Raw genomic sequence first — 19,495 nt, 5'->3', positions numbered from 1 at the left:
TTCCTGGCAGGAGAACAAGAACCATGGCTGAAGTCCTTGTCTACGTCGACCACGTGGACGGCGCCGTCCGCAAGCCCACCCTCGAACTGCTGACCCTCGCCCGCGGCATCGGCGAGCCGGTCGCCGTGCACCTCGGCCCGAACGCCGAGGAGGCCGCCAAGGTCCTCGGCGAGTACGGCGCGACCCGCGTCCTGGCCGCCGACGCGCCCGAGTTCGGCGACTACCTCGTCGTCCCGAAGACCGACGCGCTCCAGGCCGCCTACGACGCCGTGTCCCCGGCCGCCGTGCTGGTCCCCTCGTCCGCCGAGGGCAAGGAGATCGCGGCCCGCCTCGCGGTCCGTATCGGCTCCGGCATCATCACCGACGCCGTGGACCTGGAGGCCGGTGACGAGGGCCCGGTGGCGACGCAGTCCGTCTTCGCGGCGGCGTTCACCACCAAGTCCCGCATCACCAAGGGCACCCCGGTCATCACCGTGAAGCCGAACTCGGCCGCGCCCGAGGCCGCCCCGGCGGCGGGCGCCGTCGAGCAGCTCTCCGTGAGCTTCGGCGAGACGGCCACCGGCACCAAGGTCACCTCGCGCACCCCGCGCGAGTCGACCGGGCGTCCGGAGCTGACCGAGGCCGCGATCGTGGTCTCCGGCGGCCGCGGCGTCAACGGCGCCGAGAACTTCCCGGTGATCGAGGCGCTCGCCGACTCGCTCGGCGCGGCCGTCGGCGCCTCCCGCGCCGCGGTGGACGCGGGCTGGTACCCGCACAGCCACCAGGTCGGCCAGACCGGCAAGTCGGTCTCCCCGCAGCTCTACATCGCCGCGGGCATCTCCGGCGCGATCCAGCACCGGGCCGGCATGCAGACCTCGAAGACCATCGTGGCCATCAACAAGGACGCCGAGGCCCCGATCTTCGACCTGGTCGACTACGGCATCGTCGGCGACCTCTTCGAGGTCGTCCCGCAGCTCACCGAGGAGGTCAAGACCCGCAAGGGCTGACCCCGCCTCCCGGCTCGTGAGCGGCCCCCGTACGCACCGCGTACGGGGGCCGCTCACGTGTCCGGACCCTTGACGCCCAGGTCAGGCGGGCATTAGCTTCGCGGCACGGGTTCAACAAAATGTTGAGGAGTGGAGTGGGAGTGTCGATGACGCACGGCGGGACGGTCAGCACCACCTTCGCGAAGTCCGTGACGGACGGCGTCGCCGGTTCGCTCGCGGGCGTGGACGCCGAGCTGGCGCGCCGCTTCCCCGGCGACCCCGGCACCCGCCAGCCCGTGCACACCGTCTACGTCCCCGGCGACGCCCTCGCCCCCGGCACCCCGCGCGAGTGGGGCGCGGAGGCCCTCGCGCTGCTCGACGCGCACGCGCCCGACGCGGGCGCGCTCGCGGACGTCCTCGGCATCGACGCCGCGCTCGCCGAGCCCGTGTACGCACGGGTCCGCGCCAAGCTGGAGAGCGAGCCCGTCGAGGACCTCCGCATCGACTTCGAGGACGGGTACGGGGTCCGCGCGGACGCCGAGGAGGACGCGCACGCGGCACGGGCGGCGAGGCTCGTCGCGGACTGGTGCGGGAAGGACAGCGCGGGCTCCCCGGCGTACGCGGGCATCCGCATGAAGTGCATGGAGGCCGCCGTGCGCGAGCGCGGCATCCGCACCCTCGACGTCTTCCTCACCGGCCTGACGGAGACGGGCGGCCTGCCCGACGGGCTCGTGCTCACGCTGCCCAAGGTCACCTACGCCGAGCAGGTCGCCGCCATGGCGCGGCTGTGCGAGGAGTTCGAGAAGGCGCACGGGCTCGCGCCCGGCCGTATCGGCTTCGAGATCCAGATCGAGACCACCCAGTCCATCCTCGGCCCCGACGGGCGCGCCACCGTCGCCCCCATGATCGACGCCGCCGACGGCCGCGCCACCTCGCTGCACTACGGCACCTTCGACTACAGCGCCTCCTGCGGCGTCAGCGCCGCGCACCAGGCCCCCGACCACCCCGCCGCCGACCACGCGAAGGCCGTCATGCAGGTCGCCGCCGCGGGGACGGGCGTACGGCTGTCGGACGGCTCCACCAACGTGCTGCCCGTCGGCTCCCGGGACGCCGTGCACGACGCGTGGCGGCTCCACCACCGGCTCGTACGGCGGGCGTTGGCCCGCGCGTACTACCAGGGCTGGGACATGCACCCGGGCCACCTCGTGACCCGCTACGCCGCCGTGTACGCCTTCTACCGCGAGGGCATGGCGCGCGCCGCCGAGCGCCTCGCCGCCTACGTGGCACGCTCCGGCGGCGACGTGCTGGACGAGCCCGCCACGGCCCGGGCCCTCGGCGACTATCTGCTGCGCGGACTGGACTGCGGAGCGCTCTCCTCCGCCGAGGTCACCGACGCGTCCGGCCTGGACCGCGCCCGCCTCGAACAGCTCGCGGGGCGCAGGGCTCCGGCCTCATAGGCCACTCCGGGACCGTAGGCTGTTCCCCTCATCACGTGATCGACCGACCACGGCGGGACAAGGGGGACGGAGAGCGGTGCGGAATCCGGGGGATGCGGGGCCGGACGGCGGGGGCCGGGACGGCGGGGGAAGGCTGCTGGCGGGGCGCTACCGCGTGGCGTCCCAGCTCGGCCGCGGCGGCATGGGCGTGGTCTGGCGCGCCGTCGACGAGGTGCTCGGGCGCGAGGTCGCCGTCAAGGAACTGCGGACGTACACCGACGCGGGCGAGCACGAACTCGCCGAGCTGCACACGCGGATGCAGCGCGAGGCCCGCGCCGCCGCGCGCGTGCGGCACTCCGGCGTCATCGCCGTGCACGACGTCGCCCAGCACGAGGGGCGCCCGCTCATCGTCATGGAGCTGGTCGAGGGGCCCTCGCTGGCCGACGTGCTCGACGAGCGCGGCACCCTCGACCCGGTGGAGGCCGCGCGGATCGGCGCCGCCGTCCTCGACGCGCTCGCCGCCGCGCACGCGGTGGGCGTGCTGCACCGCGACGTCAAGCCCGGCAACATCCTGCTGGACCGGCGGGCCGACGGGGGAGAGGGCCGCGTCGTCCTCACCGACTTCGGCATCGCCGCGATGGACGACCCGGGCGACGGCAAGTCCACGCGCCTCACCTCCAGCGGCGAACTCGTCGGCTCCCTCGACTACCTCGCGCCCGAGCGCGCCAGCGGCGCCGAGCCGGGCCCGCCCTCGGACGTATGGGCGCTGGGCGCGACGCTGTACGCGGCGGTGGAGGGCGTCTCCCCGTTCCGCCGTACGTCCACGTGGTCGACGCTCGCGGCGATCGTCACCGAGCCGCTGCCCGAGCCGCGCAACGCGGGCGTCCTGGCGCCCGCGCTCGCCGAACTGCTGCACAAGGACCCGGCGTCGCGCGCCGACGCGTCGCGTGCCGCCACGCTTTTGAAGGCCGTCGCCTCGGGTGCCGCCCTGCCCCCGCCGCCCGCCTCCGGGGGCGCGCCCTGGACGCCGTACACGCCGACCTCGCGCGACGCGGCGGCCCAGGGAGCGGGACCGGGACAGGGCCCGGGACCGGGCGGGTTCGGACCACCGCCCGCGCCGGAGCCCGCGCCCCATCCGTCTCCGTCTCCGCCCGTGAGCGCGCCCCGGGGAAAGCAGCGGCTCAAGGTCGTCGCGGCCGCCGTCGCGACCGTGCTGGCGGCCGGGGGCGGCGTCACGTACGCGCTCGTCAGCCAGCACGGGGACGACGAGCGGTCCTCGCGCGCCTCCGACACGCGGGGCCCCGGCGGCGAGGGCGGCGAGGCCGCGCCCGGCGACGAGGACGCGCGGAACGGGCGTATCGACAAGGGGGAGAGGGACAAGGGCGACGGCAGGGAGAAGAAGACCTCCCGGCCGTCCCCGGGCCGTTCCGCCTCCGCGAGCGGCAAGCCCGGAGCGGCGGCGGGCGGCGGCCCGGGCGGCAAGGACGACGGCGGCAGCAAGGACTCCGGCAAGGGGGACGGCGGCGGCGCGGACGGGGGCGGCTCCGGCGGGAAGGACGACGGGGGCAAGGGCTCCGGCGGCGGCGACGGCGGAGGCTCCGGGGGCGGAGGCGGAGGCCCGGCGCCCGCTCCCGTCTGCCACGGCATCGGCGGCGGCAAGTTCAACTGCGAGGTGTGGCGCGGCGCCACGTCCTACGACGGCGGCCACAAGCCCGTCGGGAAGCTCAACGCGGGCACCAACTATTTCTACTGCCAGGTGAAGAAGCCCCAGCGCGAGACCTACGGCAAGTGGACCAACGTGTGGTGGGCACGCACGGACGACGACAGCGGCAACGTCAACGTGTACGTCAGCGACGTCTACATCAAGGGCGGCGACAACGACAAGCCGCTGCCGGGCCTCCCCGTCTGCTGAACCCCCGCCCCGGCCGGGCTCCCTCAGCCCGCGAGCAGCCGTCCCGCGCCCGGCACCACCGGGGGCAGGCCCAGTTCGGTGAGGACGCGGCGCGTCGTCGCGGTCGCCGCCGTCAGCACCGGCAGGCCCGAGGCGTCCTCGACGGGCTGGACCGCCGACAGCGAGGGCATCTGCACGCAGGCCGACAGCACGAGCGCGTCGGCGCGCGCGAGGTCCAGGCGGCGCCAGTGCTCGCGCAGGCCGTCGGGGTCGAGGCGGGCGACGGCGAGGTTGTCGGGGACCTCCAGGCTCAGCGCGTCCACCACCTCGGTCCCGGCGTCCTCGATGTAGGCGACGACGGTCTTCGTCAGCGCCTCCATGTACGGCGTGACCACCGCGACCCGCTTCGCGCCCAGCGCCGCGATGCCGTCGAGCAGCGCGCCGGCGCTGGAGACCACGGGCGCTTCGGAACCCTCGTCGCGCAGCGCGGTCCGGATCTCCTCCTCCGCCACGCAGTGGTGCCCGGGGCCCTGCGCCATGATCGCGACGAGGCAGGCCGAGGCCACCACGTCGGGCCGGGCGTCGGCGAGTTCGCGCGAGGCCCGGTCGGTCTGCGCGTTCATCGCCCGCAACTGCTCGGGCGTCACGTGCTTCATCCGCATCCTGCTGCTGTGGAACAGGAAGCGGTCCCCGGGCAGCGCCTCCTCGCGGGCGCGCAGCATCCGGGGCAGCTCGGTCTCCATCGTCAGGTTCGAGCTGGGCACGATCATGCCGATGTGGTGGTCCGTCACGGGTCCTCCGGAGGAAGGGTGGGTGGTCAGGTGTCCCCGCCCAGCGACTCCCAGTGGTCGGCGAGGGCGGTCAGCTCCCGCAGGAGCTCGTCGCGGCGCTCGGGCGGGTACGGGTCGAGCAGGCGCTCGTCCAGCTCCCGGGCGCGGCCGTTCGCCTCACGCAGGGCGTGCTCGCCCTGCTCGGTGAGGTAGAGCAGTTTCCGGCGGCCGTCGGCCGCCGCGGTGCGGCGCTCCAGCAGCCCGCGCTTCTCCAGCCGCCGGGCGACGTCCGCCATGGTCGAGGTGTCCAGGGCGACGGCGGACGCCATCGAGCTCTGGTCGCTGCCGGGCGCCGCGTTCACCGCCGTCAGGACCGCGAACTGCGGCCCCGTCAGCGTCGGGTCGACCGCCCGGACCCAGACGGCCAGATAGGCCTGGTAGAGGCGTCTGACCTGATAGCCGGGGGCGGCCGTGAGGGCTTCGGGTGCCGTCGTGTGGAGGGTGGTCTTGTCAGCCATGCGCCCACTTAAGCACGGCAGTTGACGGATCGGCCGAGCAGCCCGCGCACCGCGGCGCGCAGCCGGTCGAGGGCCCCGTCCGGGTTGTCCCAGAAGACCATGTGCCCCGCGTCCGGAATCTCCGTCAGCCGTGCGTCCGGCAGCGTACGGGCGGCCTCGGCGGCGCCCTCCGCCGTGACGACGGGGCTGTCCGCGCCGTACAGCAGCTCCACCGGGACGGGCACCGACGGCCACCAGTCGAAGAAGTCCTCCTCCTCGAAGCCCCGATGGGTGCCGCGGACGGCCTCCTCGCCGCAGCTCGCGAGCCAGCGGGCGCGCAGCGCGCGCTCCCGCAGCGGCCAGCGCGGCCACGAGCGGCCGACCTCCTCCGCGTCCGTGCCGCGCCGGGCCTCGGCGAGCTGGCCCAGGAACGCGTCGAGCGTCGTCGGGTACGGGCCGCGCCCGGGCCCGCTCATCGGCGGATCGACCAGCACGGCGCCGCGCAGGGGAGCCTTGCCGCGGACGGCCGTGGCGGCGGCGATACGGGCACCCATCGAGTGCCCGAACAGCAGCGGCCGTTCGAGCCCGAGGCCCTCGACGACGGCCTCGGTGTCCTCCGCGTACGCCTCCAGGCCGTACGCGGCACCGTCGCCGGAGAAGCCGCGCCCGCGCACGTCCAGCACCAGCGGGCGGACCAGGTCCGTCAGCTCGCGGGCCACGAAGTCCATGGTCACGGCGGGACTGGTGATGCCGGGGAGGATCAGCAGAGGGACGCCGTCGTCGCCGTAGTCGAGGACGTGGAGGCGCGGCCCGCCGGAGGAGACCCAGCGGCTGACGGCCGGGACATCGGCGAGGTCGGCGGCGGCCTCGGGGGTGAGGAAGCGTGCGGGGAGGGACAAGAGGGGACTCCTGGGGTCGTCAGAGGGAACGGAGATAGCCGAGCGCATCGTCCTGCTCGATCACGTCCCCGTACTTGGCCTGGATATCGAAGAGCGCGGCGTCGTGCGGGCCGGCGGCGCGGTCGCCGACCGCCTCTCGGGGGACGAGGACGGGGAAGCCCGACTGGACCGCGTCCACGGCGGTCGCGCGGACGCAGCCGCTGGTCGTCGCCCCGCACACCAGCACCGTGTCGGCGCCGAGCGCCGTCAGCGACGCGGCGAGCGAGGTGCCGAAGAACGCGGACGCGCCCTTCTTCACCACGACCGGGTCCCCGGGCGCGCGCGGCAGCCGCGGATCGAGGGCCACGGCCTCGCCGCCCTCGACCAGGGCGCGCATTCCCTGTGCCTTGTCCAGCCAGGTGATGGAGCGGCCCTCGGCCTCGGCCGGGGTGTAGGAGATCACGGTCCAGAGGACCGGGACCCCGGCGGGACGCGCGGCCTCGACCAGCTCGGAGGTGGCGTCCACGACGCCGGTCAGATCGGCGCCCGTGGCGAACGAGGGCTCCGTGAAGCCCCGCGTCAGGTCCACGACGACGAGCGCGGGACGGCTGCCGCGCCGTACGGGCGCCCCGAACCCGGCGCGTTCGTAGGTCTCCTCGACCGTCCCCGTCCCCGTCCCCTCGGCTCCGGCGGTCACCGCTTCCTCCTCGGGAACGCGCGGGCCAGCAGCCAGCCCTCGAACAGGCCGAAGGCGAAGGCGCCGACGACGGGCCCGTACTTGGTGAGGGCCGGACCGACGAACATCGCGAGGCCGTCCAGTTCGCTGTCGGCGGGCAGCGGAGCAGCAGGAGGCGGGGCGGCCGACGAGGTGGACCTCGGCGTGGAGGCGTGCGGCGCCGTCGCGGGACGCTGGGCCTCCTGCCCGGTCAGCAGCGCGCCCAGGTTGCGGGCGAACTGCTGGAGGATCTTGTCCGAGACGGTCGCCACCGCGCCCTTGCCGAACTGGGCGATCTTGCCGCGGATCACCAGGTCCGTCTCCAGCCGCAGCTCGGAGGAGCCGTCCGGCGCCTCCGCGACCTCCAGCCGGACGGCGGCCTCCGCGTCGCCGCTGCCGTGCGCGTCGGCGCCGCGCGCCTGGACGCGCAGCGTACGGGCCTGCTCGTCGACCTCCAGGAAGCGGACCGTACCGGCGTACGCCGCCGTGATCGGGCCGACCTTGACCTTGACGCGGCCACGCCAGCCGTCGTCGCCCTCGCGGCCGTCGAGCGAGGCCCCCGGCATGCAGGAGACGACGCGTTCGACGTCGTTGACCAGGGCGAAGACCTCCCCGGGCGGGGCGCTCACCGGGACGGCGTTGCTGAGCTGCATGACATCTCCTCGTCCTCCTCGTCACGGGCCGCCCTGCGGCGTGCCGCGCAGTCGTCGATCGCCTCGACGATCGTCTGGTAGCCGGTGCACCGGCACAGGTTGGAGGCGACCACCTCGCGGATCTCCTCCTTGGACGCCTCCGGCCGTTCGGCGAGGTAGCCCTCGGCGAGCATCAGGAACCCCGGGGTGCAGAAGCCGCACTGGAGCCCGTGGTGCTCGGTGAACGCCCGCTGCAGATCGCCGAGTTCGCGCCCGTCGGGCCCGCCCCCGAGCCCCTCGACCGTACGGATCTCGGCGTCCTCGGCCTGGGCGGCGAACATCAGGCACGCCCGCGCGGGCGCGCCGTCGACCAGGACCGTGCAGGCGCCGCAGATGCCGTGCTCGCAGCCGACGTGGGTGCCGGTGAGACCGAGGTCGTGCCGGAGCACGTCCACGAGGGTGCGGCGCGGCTCGGTCAGCACCTCGTGGCGCTCGCCGTTCACGGTCAGGGCCAGCAGTTGCTGCCCCGGGGGCTGGTGGGTGATGTCGGGCATCAGGCGTGCTCCAGTGCGTGGGAGGCGAGAGCGCTCGCGACGGTTTCCGGGGTGACGGGGGTGCTGTCCAGCTCGACGCCGGTCGGGCGCAGCGCGTCGTTGACCGCGTTGAGGACGGCGGCCGGGGCGCCGATGGTGCCGCCCTCGCCCGCGCCCTTCGCGCCGGTCTCGGTGAACGCGCAGGGCGTCTCCAGGTGCTGGATGCCGATGTCGGGGATCTCCAGCGCGGTCGGCACCTTGTAGTCCATGAAGCTGGTGGCCGAGGGCTCGCCCTGCTCGTCGTAGGTGACCTGCTCGAAGAGGGCGCCCGCGATGCCCTGCGCGATGCCGCCCCGGCACTGGCCCTCGACGACCTGCGGGTTGATGGCGACGCCGCAGTCCTCGACGCACACGTAGCGCAGGATCTCCACCTGGCCCGTGCCCTCGTGGAGTTCGACGACGACGCCGTGGGTGGCGTTCGAGAACGTGCCGTCGTTGAAGACGTCGAACGAGGCGGTGGCCGCGAGTCCCGGATCCATGCCCTCGGGCAGCAGATGCGCCTTGAGATAGGCCACGTCCGCCAGTTCCTCGTGGCCGAGGAAACGCTCGCCGTCCGTGTGCCGCACCCCGCCGCGCGCGAGCGCGACCTGCTCGGGCGGTACGTCCCAGCGGTGCGCGGCCAGCAGCCGCAGCTTCTCGCCGAGCTTGGCCGCCGCGAGCCGTACCGCGCTGCCGCCGACCGCGATCGAGCGGCTGGCGAAGGTGCCCCAGCCGTAGGTGATGCGGTCCGTGTCGCCCTGGTGGACGCGGACCTTGTCGAGGGTCAGGCCGAGCGCGTCGGCGGCGATCTGCGCCATCGTCGTCTCGTGGCTCTGGCCGTGGCTCATGGTGCCGGTGGTGACGGTGAGCGCGCCGCTGGTGTCCATCCGGACCTCGGAGATGTCGAAGCCGGGGACGACCTCCATCTTGCGCTGCGCGAACGCCGCCGAGCCGTAGCCCGTACGCTCGCTGAAGCAGGAGTAACCGATGCCCAGGTGCCGCCCCTCGGCCGCCGCCTCGTCCCGGCGCTCGTACCAGCCCTCCTCGCGGAGCGTCGCCTCGCACAGGTCGAGCGACTCCAGATACGAACCCGGGTCGTACGTCACGTTGTTGACGCCCGTGTACGGGAACTCGGTGATCAGGTTGCGGCGGCGGATCTCGACCGGGTCCAGGCCCAGCTCGCGCGCGGCCCGTTCGAAGAGCCGCTCCATCACCACCACGTACTGCGGGCGGCTCACGCCCCGGTACGGCGCGGTCGGCGCCTTGTTGGTGGTCACGGCGCGGGCCCGTACGCGGTAGGCGGGCACCCGGTAGACGCCCGGCATCTCGGCGGAGGCCATCAGCGGCTCGATGCCGGCCGTGAACGGGTAGCAGGAGTACGCGCCCATGTCGCACACGATGTCCGCGTCCAGGCCGAGGATCCGACCCTCCGCGTCGAACGCGGCCCGTACGTCGTAGTGCTGCTCGCGCGCCAGGAACGAGGCGGTCAGCGCCTCCTTGCGGTCCTCCGTCCACTTCACGGGGCGGCCCATGCGCAGCGCGGCCGCGCCGACCGCGATCTCCTCGCGCCCGACCACGCACTTGAGGCCGAAGCCGCCGCCCATGTCCGGGACCATCACGCGCACCGCGCGCTCGTCCAGCCCGAGACAGCGGGCGGCGACCGTACGGACCTGGTGCGGGACCTGCGTGGACGTGTGCAGCACGAGCTGCTGCTCGCGGTCGTCCCAGGCGGCGACGGCGCCCCGGGTCTCCAGCGGCAGCGCGTTCTGCCGCCCGGTGCGGGACTCCACGCCGACGACCTGATGGGCGCCCGCGAAGACCTCATCGATGCCCTCGGTCGCGAACATCGAGACGTCCACGAGGGTGTTGGCCGCCGCCTCGTCGTGCACCAGCGGCGCGCCGGGGGCCAGGGCCTGGGCGTCGGACGTGACGGCGGTCCGCGTCTCGTACGTGACACGCGCGGCCTCGATCCCGTCCTCGGCGGCGTACGGGTCGCGGGCCACGACCACGGCCAGGGGCTCGCCCGCGTACCGCACCCGGTCGCGGGCCAGCACCGGCATGCTCGTCGGCACGAACTCGGCGGCGGGGCGGCCGAGGCGGGCCGTGATGTCGCCGAGCTCGAGGTCGTCCGCGCAGAACGCGGCGACCACGCCCGGGACGTCGCGGACGGCCGACAGGTCGAGCGAGGTGACCGTGGCGTGCGCGACGGTCGCGCGGACGAACGCGGCGTACAGCATGCTGGGCAGCCGGATGTCGTCGGTGAACCGCCCGCGCCCGGTCAGCAGCCGCGGATCCTCCCGCCGCCCGACGGAAGCCCCCACGAGCATGCCGTCGCTCCGGTCCTCACTCATGGTCCATCGCCTCCTCGCGGGTACGCGCGTTCGGGGTGCGGGCGGGGCCGCGACGGTGTGCGGCGCTGCCGTCGGCGTCACGGGGCGGGTCGGTGGCGTACGCGACCGCTGCCGCGCGGGCCGCGTGGGCCCCTGGCGGGGCCTCGGCTCCGGCGGCTGTCCTTCGGGCGCCGACGAGGGTGCGGCGGTGTTCGTCGGTGTCGCGGGGTGGGGCCGCCGCCTGTGGCACGCGGGGCGCGTGGGCGTCCGAAGGGGTGCCGTCCTCCGCGAGGTTCCGCCGGACGCGGTGTTGGGGGCGTGCCCTGGCGGTCGGGTTCTCACGCACCGGGCATCGCCTCCTCGCAGGCGCGTGTCACCAGGGTGCGGGTGAGGCCGCGGCGGTAGTCCGTGCTGCCGTTGGCGTCGTTGGGCGGGTCTATCGCGGTCGCCGCCGCCGAGGCGCAGGCGGCGAAGAGGTCCCGGCCGGCCGGGCCGCCCTCGGCGAGGACCCGCTCGGCCTCCGGGACCCGCACCGGCAGTGCCGCGACGCCGCCGAGCGCGACCCGGCCGCCGCGCACCGTGCGCCCGTCGGGCGCCACGTCGAGGTCGACGGCGGCGGCGACCGTCGCGAAGTCGCCGTGCCGCTGCGCGTACTCGGTGAGCGCGGCGTGCGGCGCCGGGCGTGGGAAGACGACCTCGGTCAGCAGCTCGTCGGGCTCCAGCGCGGTCGTGTAGTAGCCGTGGAAGAAGTCCCGGGCGTCGATCCGCCGTACGCCGCCTGGGCCCTGGGCCACGAGGACCGCGTCCAGCAGCAGCGCCAGCAGGCACCACTCGGCGGTCGCGTCGGCGTGCGCCAGGCTGCCGCCGACCGTGCCGCGCGTACGGATCGGGAAGTGGCCCACCCAGCGCATCGCGTCGCGCAGCACGGCGAAGCCGGGGCCGAGGTCCGGCGCGGTCTCGACCTCGTGGTGCGTGGTGAGGGCCCCGATGCGCAGGGCGCCGTCGACGCCGGGACGGATGCCGCGCAGCCCGTCGAGCCCGGAGATGTCGACCAGGTGGTCGGGGCGGGCGAGGCGGAAGTTCATCATGGCGACCAGGCTCTGGCCGCCCGCGACGACCTTCGGCTCGCCCCCGGCGTCCGCGAGTTCGGCCAGCAGCCGGGTGGCGCCGTCCAGATCGCGGGCGCGGTGGTACGTGAACGGGGCGGGCTTCACGGCGCGGGCACCTCCTCCCGCGCGGAGGCCGGGCCCGGGTCCGGGTCGGGGCCCTCCGTCACCTCGTCGGCGTCCAGCTCGCGCCCCTTGGTCTCCGGCGCGGCGACCGCCATCCACAGCACCGCCGCGACCACGACCACGCCGAGCACGGTGAACGTCAGCGGCAGCCCCAGCGTCGGCCACATCAGCGAGCCGAACAGCATCGGCGCGAAGCCGGTGCTGATCCGGCTGACGGACGAGGCCCAGCCGAAGCCGCTGGCGCGCAGCGTCGTGGGGTACAGCTCGGAGACGTACGCGTACAGCGCCGGGATCGTGAGCTGGATCAGGAAGCCGAAGACGGCGATCATGACGAGCGCCGGGGTCCGGACGTCCAGCACCAGCGCGAAGACGACCAGCGCGGCCGTCGCCACGGGCGCGGAGAAGCCGATGAGCCGCTTGCGGCCCACCACGTCCACCAGCCAGGTCGAGGCGAGCACGCCCGCGATGCCGACGCCGCTCATCAGGGTCGTGCCGGTGAACGACGCGGTGTCGCCGTAGCCCTCCTCCTTGAGGATGGAGGGCATCCAGGTCAGCGCCGCGTAGTAGACGAGCATGATGGTGATGAACAACAGCCAGGCCACCGAGGTGATACGCGGGCTGTGGCTCCACAGCCGGCGGAACTGCTCGACGCCGGCGCGCACTCCGCCCGTCGTCTCCCGCCGCACGGGCTCGGGGACGGCGTACGGCTCGGGCGTCGCGCCCGTACGCTCCACCAGGTCGTCGATGACCTCGCGGGCCTCGGCCTCGCGGCCTGTCTTCGTCAGGTACACCGGCGACTCGGGCACCCCGCGCCGCACCCAGAAGAGCAGCAGTGCGGGCAGCACCATCGTGGCCAGCATCCAGCGCCAGTTGCCGTCGAGCGGGATCAGCGCGGTCGAGGCCAGTCCGCACAGGGTGACGCCGATGGGCCACCACAGGTCGAGCGCGGTGAGGATCCGGCCCCGGTACTTCTTCGGGGAGAACTCGCTCACCAGCGCGTAGTCCACCGGGATGCAGCCGCCCAGCCCGACGCCCGCGAGGAAGCGGAAGAGCAGGAAGATCCCGTAGTCGGGGGAGAGGGCGCCGAGCACGGAGAAGAGCGCGAAGATCAGCAGCGTCGCGCTGAAGGCCTTCTTCCGGCCGATACGGTCGGCGATGGCGCCCCATACGATCGCGCCGACCGCCATCCCGACGAGGTTCGCCGTGGCGACGAAGCCCCGGGCGCTCAGGCTGAGGTCGAACTCCTTGCCGAGCAGGGGCATCAGGAAGCCGTTGAGCGCGATGTCGTACGCGTCGAACAGATAGCCGAGGCCACCGATGACGAAGATCTTTCCTTGGACTCCCCATCTCCAGGGGAGCTCCTGCACTATCTGATCGCCTGTCTTCACGGGATCACCTCGCGGAGCCGGGGACGGTGGGGCGTTTCAGCGTGGGAACTGGTACGAGAAAGCGGTCATGTCGGGGTCCCGCAGCGGCGTGCCGCTCCAGAGCCAGTCGTAGGAGACGTCGGACTCCCCGCTGAAGCCGCGCGCCAGCTTGCGGTCCCGCTCCCGCTGCTCGGGGCCGTCGGGGTAGTGGTAGAAGTCCTTGTTGCGCAGCGAGGCGTCCTGCACCATGCCCGCGTGCTTGGCCCGCCGGTCGACGTAGCGCCGCAGGCCCTGCTCGACGCCGTCGGCGGTGACCGCGCCCAGCTCCTCGGCGAGCACGGCCGCGTCCTCCATCGCCTGCGAGGCGCCCTGCGCCTGGTACGGGAGCATCGCGTGGCAGGCGTCGCCCAGCAGCGCCACCCGGCCGTCCTGCCAGACGGGGTCGCGGCGCCGGTAGTACAGGGCGAAGAGGGAGACGTCGTCGTCCTTGGCCTTGGACAGCATCGCCGGGACGCGGTCGTCCCAGCCGGGGTACGCCGCCGCCAGCTCGGCCGAGGAGGACGGCACGGTCCACTTCTCCGCGACCTCGTCCGTGCAGGGCACGATGGCCACGATGTTGAGGTACTCGCCGCCCCGGATCATGTAGTGCACCAGGTGGCGGTCAGGGCCGTACCAGATCGTGGACTGGAAGCGGTCCACCAGCCAGCGCGTGGCCGGGTCGGCGGCGATCGCGTCCCCGGAGATCAGCGCGCGGAAGCACATCTCCCCGGAGAATTCGAGGGTGTCCTCGGCGCCCATCAGGTCCCGCACCTTCGAGCGGATGCCGTCCGCGCCGATGAGCACGTCGCCCGCGTACCGCTCGCCGCCCTCGGTGACCGCGACGGGCCGCGCGGGGTCGGTGCGGTCCAGCTCCGTCACCCTGCTGCTGGTGTGCAGCGTGACGACGGGGCCCGGACCGCCGGGGTCGGTGCACGCGTCCATGAGCACGCGGTGCAGGTCGGCCCGGTGGTAGTGCCAGTACGGGGCGTTGTACGTGTCCTTGCAGTGCTGGCCCAGCGAGGTGAGCCCGACGACGCTGCCGTCCTTCCACCGGCGCCGCACCTGGTCGAGCGGCTCGGTGTGGATGGCCTCCAGCTCCTTGCGCAGCCCCATGCCGAGCAGCAGCCTGCTGGCGTTCGGCGCGGTCTGGATGCCGGCGCCCACCTCGCCGAGCTGCGCCGCCTGCTCCAGCACGGTGACCCGCACGCCGCGCTGCCGCAGCGCGAGGGCGGCGGTGAGCCCGCCGAGACCTCCGCCGACGATAGTGGCTTCGAACGACTGACTGGGCGCCAAGGCGGCTCTCCTTAGGGCGAGTTCGGAATGCGTGGGGGAGTCGGGCGGCGTCGTCAGCGCTCGGTGAGCGCGCCGCCGGTGACGACCTCGGTGCCGTCGACCGAGACCGTGCAGCCGCGCATGGCGATGTCGAGGTGCGCGTACGACTCGCGGCCGAGGACCGGGTGCGGTCCTGTGGACCAGAGGAAGTTGCCCGCGAAGGCACGCGCGTCCATGCCCATCAGGTCGCCCTTGCCGTACATGGCCGTCGCGAACCAGTCGGCCGAGCGCATCAGGCCCCAGCCCATGTGCGAGAGGTAGCGGGCCCACTGGTCGTCGGCGTCCTCGAAGAACGTCTCCAGCATCCGCGCCTCGGCCCCGCCCTCGACCTTGTCGATGCGGCCGCCCGCGATGTGCAGGGTGGCGGGCGTGTGCACGTACTCCTTGAAGGGCAGCAGGATGTCGCCCTCGGCCAGCACGATCTGCCCGTCGGAGATCTCGGGCCAGCACAGCACCATCGTGCTGGGCCAGTGGTCCCAGCGGCCCGGGTCGTCGGCGAACCCGGTCTGGAACTCGGGCTTCGAGCCCTCCAGCCGGACGGTCAGGTCGGTCCCGGCGGCGGAGGTGACGCGCATGACCCGGGACTTCTTCAGCAGCTCGGCCTCGCGGATCACGAGCTGCTTGTCGTTCTCGTCCGGCAGGTTGCGGATGAGGACGTCGGGCGCGTCGCAGACGAAGATGATCCGCGTGCCGGCCTGGAGGATCTCCTGCTGGACGGGCGCGTGGATGAAGCCCTCCTGGGTGAGGTCCACGACCAGGTCGGCGGACTTCAGCAGGTCCTGCGCCGCGCGGTCGTCGAGCACCGAGGCGAGCCCGGGGCCCGCGCCCGTGTGGGTGCTGGGCATCGGCGCGGGGCTGCCGCCGGGCACGGTCGCCGCGATGACGCGGGCGCCGAGCGACTTGGCCGCGCCGAAGGCCGCCGCGACGTAGTCCCCCCGGCTGTTGGGCTCCGCGAGGACGACGACGTGCTCGCCCTCCTGGACCTTGCAGAGCTGGAGTTCACGGGTGAAGGCGTCGAGCAGGTCGACGGACGAGAGGTCGAACACGTGGGTCCTCCGAAGTGGTTGAGGGCACGGCGGAATTGGCCCCTCACATGGGGGCTGACCAGTAAGAATGTGGGCCGGGAGCGGTGCCCGACGGAGATAATCCGAACACGTACTAACTTGGCTTGGCAAGGGTCGTGCACGGAGTTAACGGGGATCTTTCCTGGCGGACCCACGGCACACGGAAGACACCCGCGCACGGGCACGAGGCGGGCACGAGGGCTGACACGAGGGCTGGCACAAGGGCTGGCACGGCCGGCACGAGGGCCGGCACGGAGCGGACAGGGAGACGGCATGGCGGCACTGCGCGACACCTTCGACGAGGCGGCGGAGCTGTACGACAGGGTCCGGCCCCGCTACCCGGCGGCGCTGGTCGAGGAGCTGGCCGGGCACGTCGCCCCCTCGCCCGGCGCCCGCGTCCTGGAGATCGGACCGGGCACCGGCCAGTTGACCGTCCCGCTGGCGGAGCTGGGGTGCCGGATCACGGCCGTCGAGCTGGGGCCGCACCTCGCCGCCGTCGCCCGGCGCAACCTCGCGCCCCACCCGCGGGCCCGGGTGGAGGTCGCCGCGTTCGAGGACTGGCCGCTCCCCGAGGGCGGGTTCGACGCGGCCGTCGCGGCGACCTCGTTCCACTGGCTCGACCCGGAGGTGCGCGTACGGAAACTCGCCGAGGCACTGCCTCCCGGCGGTGTCCTCGCCCTGATCGCCACCCACCACGTCGCGGGCGGCAGCGCAGACTTCTTCGCCGAGGTCCAGCGGTGCTACGAGCGCCACGTCCCCGGCACCGGGCCGGGCCAGGTCCTCCCGGACGAGGCCGAGGTCTCCACGGACACCGCCGAACTGCGCCGGGACGGCCTGTTCGGCGAGGCGAGCACCCACCGGTACGCCCAGGAGATCGGCTACTCCCGCGCCGAGTACCTCGACGTCCTGCGCACCTACTCCGGGCACCGTGCGCTGCCCGACGGGACGCGCCGCGCGCTGCTGGAGGCGATCGGCGCCCTGATCGACGAGCGCCACGGAGGGCGGGTCACGAAGCGTTACCTGCACGAGCTGATCGTCACGATACGGCAGGGATGTTTCGGGAGTGCTGTCCCCGGTACTGCATGAGTCATGCATGACGAACTCCGTACGGCCAATCTCCTCGGTGCGGCCTCCCTCGCCCTGAGCGACCTGCTGCTGGCCGGAGTCACCGCGGCGGCCGGTACGAGCGGCAGCGGGGCCGCGGCCCTCGTCGTCCTCTCCGGCGACGGCGGCCTCGGCGTCACCGAACTCGGGCGGCGGGTCGGACTCAGCCAGTCCGCCGCAGCGCGCATGGTCGACGGCCTGGAGGCGCGGGAGCTGGTCCGCAGGGAGCCCTCCTCGGGCCGCTGGGTCACCGTCCACCTCACCGGCCGGGGGACCCGGGCCGCCAGGAGCCTGCTCTCCTCCCGCGGCGACGCGCTGCGCGAGGCGCTGGGCCACCTCGACGAGGCGGAGCAGGCCCAGCTCGACGCCCTGCTGGCCAAGCTCCTCACCGGGCTCCACGAACGGACGGGCGACGCGGAACGGCTCTGCCGCCTGTGCGACCGGGAACGCTGCGTTCAGGACGGAGCGGTGTGCCCGGTCGGCCGGGCGGCCCGCGCTGCCGGTCGCGAGCGGGGCGACGGGCGCGAGCGGGCCGACGGGCGCGAGCGGGGCGACGGGTTCGATGGGTGAGGCCCTCGCCCTGGCGTCGGCCCTGTGCTTCGGGGCCACCCACTTCCTGAACGGCCTCCTCGCCCGCCGCGCCGACAGCGCCGCCGTCGCCCTCACCGGCCAGCTCGGCGGCACCGCGCTCATGCTCGCCCTCGCCCCGCTCGCCGCCGCACCCCACATCACGCCCGCCGCACTCGGCTGGGGCGCCCTCTCCGGGCTCGGGACCGGCCTCGGGGTGGCCTTCCTCTACCGGGGCATGAGCGGGGGCCGCTTCAGCGTCGTCGTCCCCTTGAGCGATGTGGCGGCCGTCGCCCTGCCCGTCCTCATCGGCGTCGCCCTGCTGGGAGACCGCCCGACCTGGCCCGCCTGGACCGGCATCGCCGCCGCGCCCCCGGCCCTCTGGCTCATCTCCCGCTCCGCCCGCGCGGACGCCTCGCCCGGCGCCGCCGCCCCGCGTGGCCGTGGGGTGGTCGCCTCCGGCGCCTGTGACGGGCTCGTCGCCGGGGTCGGCTTCGCGGCCCAGTTCGTCGCGCTCGCGCAGGCCGACGCGGCCGCGGGGCTGTGGCCGTTGGCCGTGAGCCGGGCCGTGTCGGTCCTCGCCCTGGTGCCGCCGGTCGCCCGCCGCCCGCGGGCCCCGCGGATGCCGGGCCGACTCGCCTGGGCCTGCGCGGGCGTGGGCGCGCTGGGGACGGTGGCGATCACGCTCTACGTCCTCGCCGCCCGCGAGCAGTTGATGTCGCTCGCCGTCGTGCTCACCGCGCTCTACCCGGCCATCCCGGTCCTGCTCGGCGTCACCGTCCTGCGCGAGCGCCTCACCCGCGCCCAGGCCGCGGGGCTGGCCTGCGCCGGCGCTGCCATCGCGCTGATCTCCCTCGCGTAGCCCGGGGCACGGGGCCGGGACCCCTGACGTCCCGTTCGTCCTGTTCACCGAGCGACTCCGGGACGAGGAGGGCCACGTCCTCGATGCCGCTGTCCGGAACGGGGGGGGGCGGCTCACGCGGGCGGAGGCACCTCGCCCGAGCCGCGGGTGACGAGGCGGGTGGGGCGGGTGACCCGGCGCGGCGGGTCGTCGGCCCCGTCCAGGCGGCGGAAGAGCAGCTCCGCGGCGCTGCGGCCCAGCTCCGCCGGGTCCTGGGCGACGACGGTGACCGGAGGGGAGAGCAGGTCGGCCAGCTCGAAGTCGTCGAACCCGACGAGGGCCACCGGGTGTTCGCGTTCGGCGATCTCGGCCAGGACGCGGACGAGGGTGACCGTCACCCGGTTGTTCCCGGCGAAGAGGGCCGTGACCGGCTCGGGGCCCGCCAGCATGCGGGCGGCGTCGGCGCGGACGCGCTCGGGGTCCGTACCGCCCAGGGCCATCCAGGAGTCGGGGGAGGGGAGGCCCGCGTCGGCCATCGCCTCGCGGTACCCCCGCAGGCGCTCCCTGGCGGTGTGGATGCGGGGGTGGTCGCCGATGAAGCCGATACGGCGGTGGCCGTGCGCGATGAGGTGGGTGACACCCTCCCGCGCGCCGTTCGCGCTGTCCGAGAGGACCATGTCGGCGTCTATCCGGCCCGGCGGGCGGTCCACGAAGACCGTGGCGACCCCGGCGGCGATCTCCGGCTCCAGATAGCGGTGGTCGTCACTGGCCGGGACGATGATGAGCCCGTCCACGCGCCGCGCGCACAGCGCGAGGGCCAGCTCCCGCTCGCGCTCGGGGTCCTCCGCGCTCGACCCGTTGATCAGCAGCGCCCCGTGCGCCCGCGCGATCTCCTCGACGGCGCGGCTCAGCGGCGAGTAGAACGGGTCGGCCAGGTCCTCCAGCACGAGGCCGATGCTCGCGGTGCTGCCCTTGCGGAGCACCCGCGCGCTGTCGTTGCGCCGGAAGCCGAGTGCCGTGATCGCCTCCTGGACGCGGCGCTCGGTGTCGCTGGAGACCCCCGCCTCGCCGTTGACCACACGGGACACGGTCTTGAGGCCGACGCCGGCCTGCGCCGCGACGTCCTTCATGGTGGGCCTGGTGCCGTAACGGCCCCCGTTCTGGCGGGAGGCGGCGGTGCGGGCGGTATGGGGCACGGAGTCGAGTCCTTTCGTGCGGCACCAGCAGCATAGTCCCCGGGGTACCCCGGACGGCCGAGGTCTG

At 74.2% G+C, this 19,495-nt stretch carries 19 protein-coding genes; 6 read left to right on the top strand and 13 right to left on the bottom strand.

The genetic code is table 11. The annotated features are described in order from the left end of the window. Positions 1-23: 23 nt before the first annotated feature. From ABD343_RS05665 to ABD343_RS05655, 3 genes are all read left to right on the top strand, one after another. Positions 24-986, top strand: coding sequence for an electron transfer flavoprotein subunit alpha/FixB family protein (locus ABD343_RS05665; protein WP_344524686.1), 963 nt, complete (start codon positions 24-26; stop codon positions 984-986). Between the two features lie 146 nt (positions 987-1,132). Continuing rightward, complete coding sequence (locus tag ABD343_RS05660) at positions 1,133-2,422, top strand: DUF6986 family protein (protein ID WP_344525559.1); 1,290 nt, start codon at positions 1,133-1,135, stop codon at positions 2,420-2,422. Positions 2,423-2,498: 76 nt separating this feature from the next. Continuing rightward, positions 2,499-4,313, top strand: a complete 1,815-nt coding sequence (locus ABD343_RS05655) for a serine/threonine-protein kinase (protein ID WP_344524684.1) — start codon at positions 2,499-2,501, stop codon at positions 4,311-4,313. A 23-nt stretch (positions 4,314-4,336) separates the two neighbouring features. Here the strand turns inward: ABD343_RS05655 and ABD343_RS05650 are convergent, their stop codons facing one another. Genes ABD343_RS05650 through ABD343_RS05595 form a run of 12 tightly spaced genes read right to left on the bottom strand, consistent with a single transcriptional unit; the run spans position 4,337 to position 15,702 of the window. Continuing rightward, the gene (locus tag ABD343_RS05650; protein WP_344524682.1) at positions 4,337-5,083 is read right to left on the bottom strand and encodes a maleate cis-trans isomerase family protein; all 747 of its coding nucleotides are present in this window, start codon (positions 5,081-5,083) and stop codon (positions 4,337-4,339) included. A gap of 26 nt (positions 5,084-5,109) precedes the next feature. Further along, positions 5,110-5,580: a MarR family winged helix-turn-helix transcriptional regulator gene (locus tag ABD343_RS05645; protein WP_344524680.1), complete on the bottom strand. Its 471-nt coding sequence runs from the start codon at positions 5,578-5,580 to the stop codon at positions 5,110-5,112. Positions 5,581-5,588: 8 nt separating this feature from the next. Next, on the bottom strand, positions 5,589-6,506 hold the full coding sequence (locus ABD343_RS05640) for an alpha/beta fold hydrolase (RefSeq protein WP_425578103.1): 918 nt from the start codon (positions 6,504-6,506) through the stop codon (positions 5,589-5,591). Further along, positions 6,478-7,134 carry an isochorismatase family protein gene (locus ABD343_RS05635; protein WP_344524676.1) on the bottom strand — a complete coding sequence of 219 codons (657 nt, stop codon included), beginning with the start codon at positions 7,132-7,134 and terminating at the stop codon, positions 6,478-6,480. Before ABD343_RS05635 ends, ABD343_RS05640 begins: the two co-directional genes overlap by 29 nt. Further along, positions 7,131-7,805: an SRPBCC family protein gene (locus ABD343_RS05630; protein ID WP_344524674.1), complete on the bottom strand. Its 675-nt coding sequence runs from the start codon at positions 7,803-7,805 to the stop codon at positions 7,131-7,133. Before ABD343_RS05630 ends, ABD343_RS05635 begins: the two co-directional genes overlap by 4 nt. Then, on the bottom strand, positions 7,778-8,338 hold the full coding sequence (locus ABD343_RS05625; protein ID WP_344524672.1) for a (2Fe-2S)-binding protein: 561 nt from the start codon (positions 8,336-8,338) through the stop codon (positions 7,778-7,780). The genes ABD343_RS05630 and ABD343_RS05625 overlap by 28 nt, the downstream gene beginning before the upstream one ends. After that, positions 8,338-10,707 (bottom strand): xanthine dehydrogenase family protein molybdopterin-binding subunit, encoded by a 2,370-nt coding sequence (locus ABD343_RS05620; RefSeq protein WP_344524670.1) that lies wholly within the window; start codon positions 10,705-10,707, stop codon positions 8,338-8,340. The genes ABD343_RS05625 and ABD343_RS05620 overlap by 1 nt, the downstream gene beginning before the upstream one ends. Beyond that, complete coding sequence (locus tag ABD343_RS05615; RefSeq protein ID WP_344524668.1) at positions 10,700-11,032, bottom strand: hypothetical protein; 333 nt, start codon at positions 11,030-11,032, stop codon at positions 10,700-10,702. The genes ABD343_RS05620 and ABD343_RS05615 overlap by 8 nt, the downstream gene beginning before the upstream one ends. Then, positions 11,025-11,900, bottom strand: a complete 876-nt coding sequence (locus tag ABD343_RS05610) for an FAD binding domain-containing protein (protein WP_344524666.1) — start codon at positions 11,898-11,900, stop codon at positions 11,025-11,027. Before ABD343_RS05610 ends, ABD343_RS05615 begins: the two co-directional genes overlap by 8 nt. Next, entirely contained in the window at positions 11,897-13,306 is a 1,410-nt protein-coding gene (locus ABD343_RS05605) for an MFS transporter (RefSeq protein ID WP_344524664.1), read from the bottom strand. Before ABD343_RS05605 ends, ABD343_RS05610 begins: the two co-directional genes overlap by 4 nt. Before the next feature lie 36 nt (positions 13,307-13,342). Beyond that, positions 13,343-14,617 (bottom strand): FAD-dependent monooxygenase, encoded by a 1,275-nt coding sequence (locus ABD343_RS05600; protein ID WP_344524662.1) that lies wholly within the window; start codon positions 14,615-14,617, stop codon positions 13,343-13,345. 53 nt (positions 14,618-14,670) lie between these two features. Continuing rightward, positions 14,671-15,702, bottom strand: coding sequence for a 2,5-dihydroxypyridine 5,6-dioxygenase NicX family protein (locus ABD343_RS05595; RefSeq protein WP_344524660.1), 1,032 nt, complete (start codon positions 15,700-15,702; stop codon positions 14,671-14,673). Positions 15,703-15,993: 291 nt separating this feature from the next. Between ABD343_RS05595 and ABD343_RS05590 the strand changes: the two genes are divergently transcribed. From ABD343_RS05590 to ABD343_RS05580, 3 genes are read left to right on the top strand one after another with little or no spacing between them, the layout of a single operon-like run. After that, positions 15,994-16,806 (top strand): class I SAM-dependent methyltransferase, encoded by an 813-nt coding sequence (locus ABD343_RS05590; RefSeq protein ID WP_344524658.1) that lies wholly within the window; start codon positions 15,994-15,996, stop codon positions 16,804-16,806. A gap of 3 nt (positions 16,807-16,809) precedes the next feature. Then, positions 16,810-17,394 carry a MarR family winged helix-turn-helix transcriptional regulator gene (locus ABD343_RS05585; protein ID WP_344524656.1) on the top strand — a complete coding sequence of 195 codons (585 nt, stop codon included), beginning with the start codon at positions 16,810-16,812 and terminating at the stop codon, positions 17,392-17,394. Beyond that, positions 17,387-18,253: an EamA family transporter gene (locus ABD343_RS05580; RefSeq protein ID WP_344524654.1), complete on the top strand. Its 867-nt coding sequence runs from the start codon at positions 17,387-17,389 to the stop codon at positions 18,251-18,253. Before ABD343_RS05585 ends, ABD343_RS05580 begins: the two co-directional genes overlap by 8 nt. A 113-nt stretch (positions 18,254-18,366) precedes the next feature. On the opposite strand, the gene ABD343_RS05575 is transcribed toward ABD343_RS05580, so the two are convergent. Beyond that, entirely contained in the window at positions 18,367-19,428 is a 1,062-nt protein-coding gene (locus ABD343_RS05575; RefSeq protein ID WP_425578102.1) for a LacI family DNA-binding transcriptional regulator, read from the bottom strand. Positions 19,429-19,495: the final 67 nt, after the last annotated feature.

The sequence above is a fragment of the Streptomyces albiaxialis genome, from assembly GCF_039530985.1.
GTDB classification, from domain to species: Bacteria; Actinomycetota; Actinomycetes; order Streptomycetales; family Streptomycetaceae; genus Streptomyces; species Streptomyces albiaxialis.
Note: the sequence above shows the minus strand (reverse complement) of the source record. Positions and strands in the feature narration are given on the sequence as shown.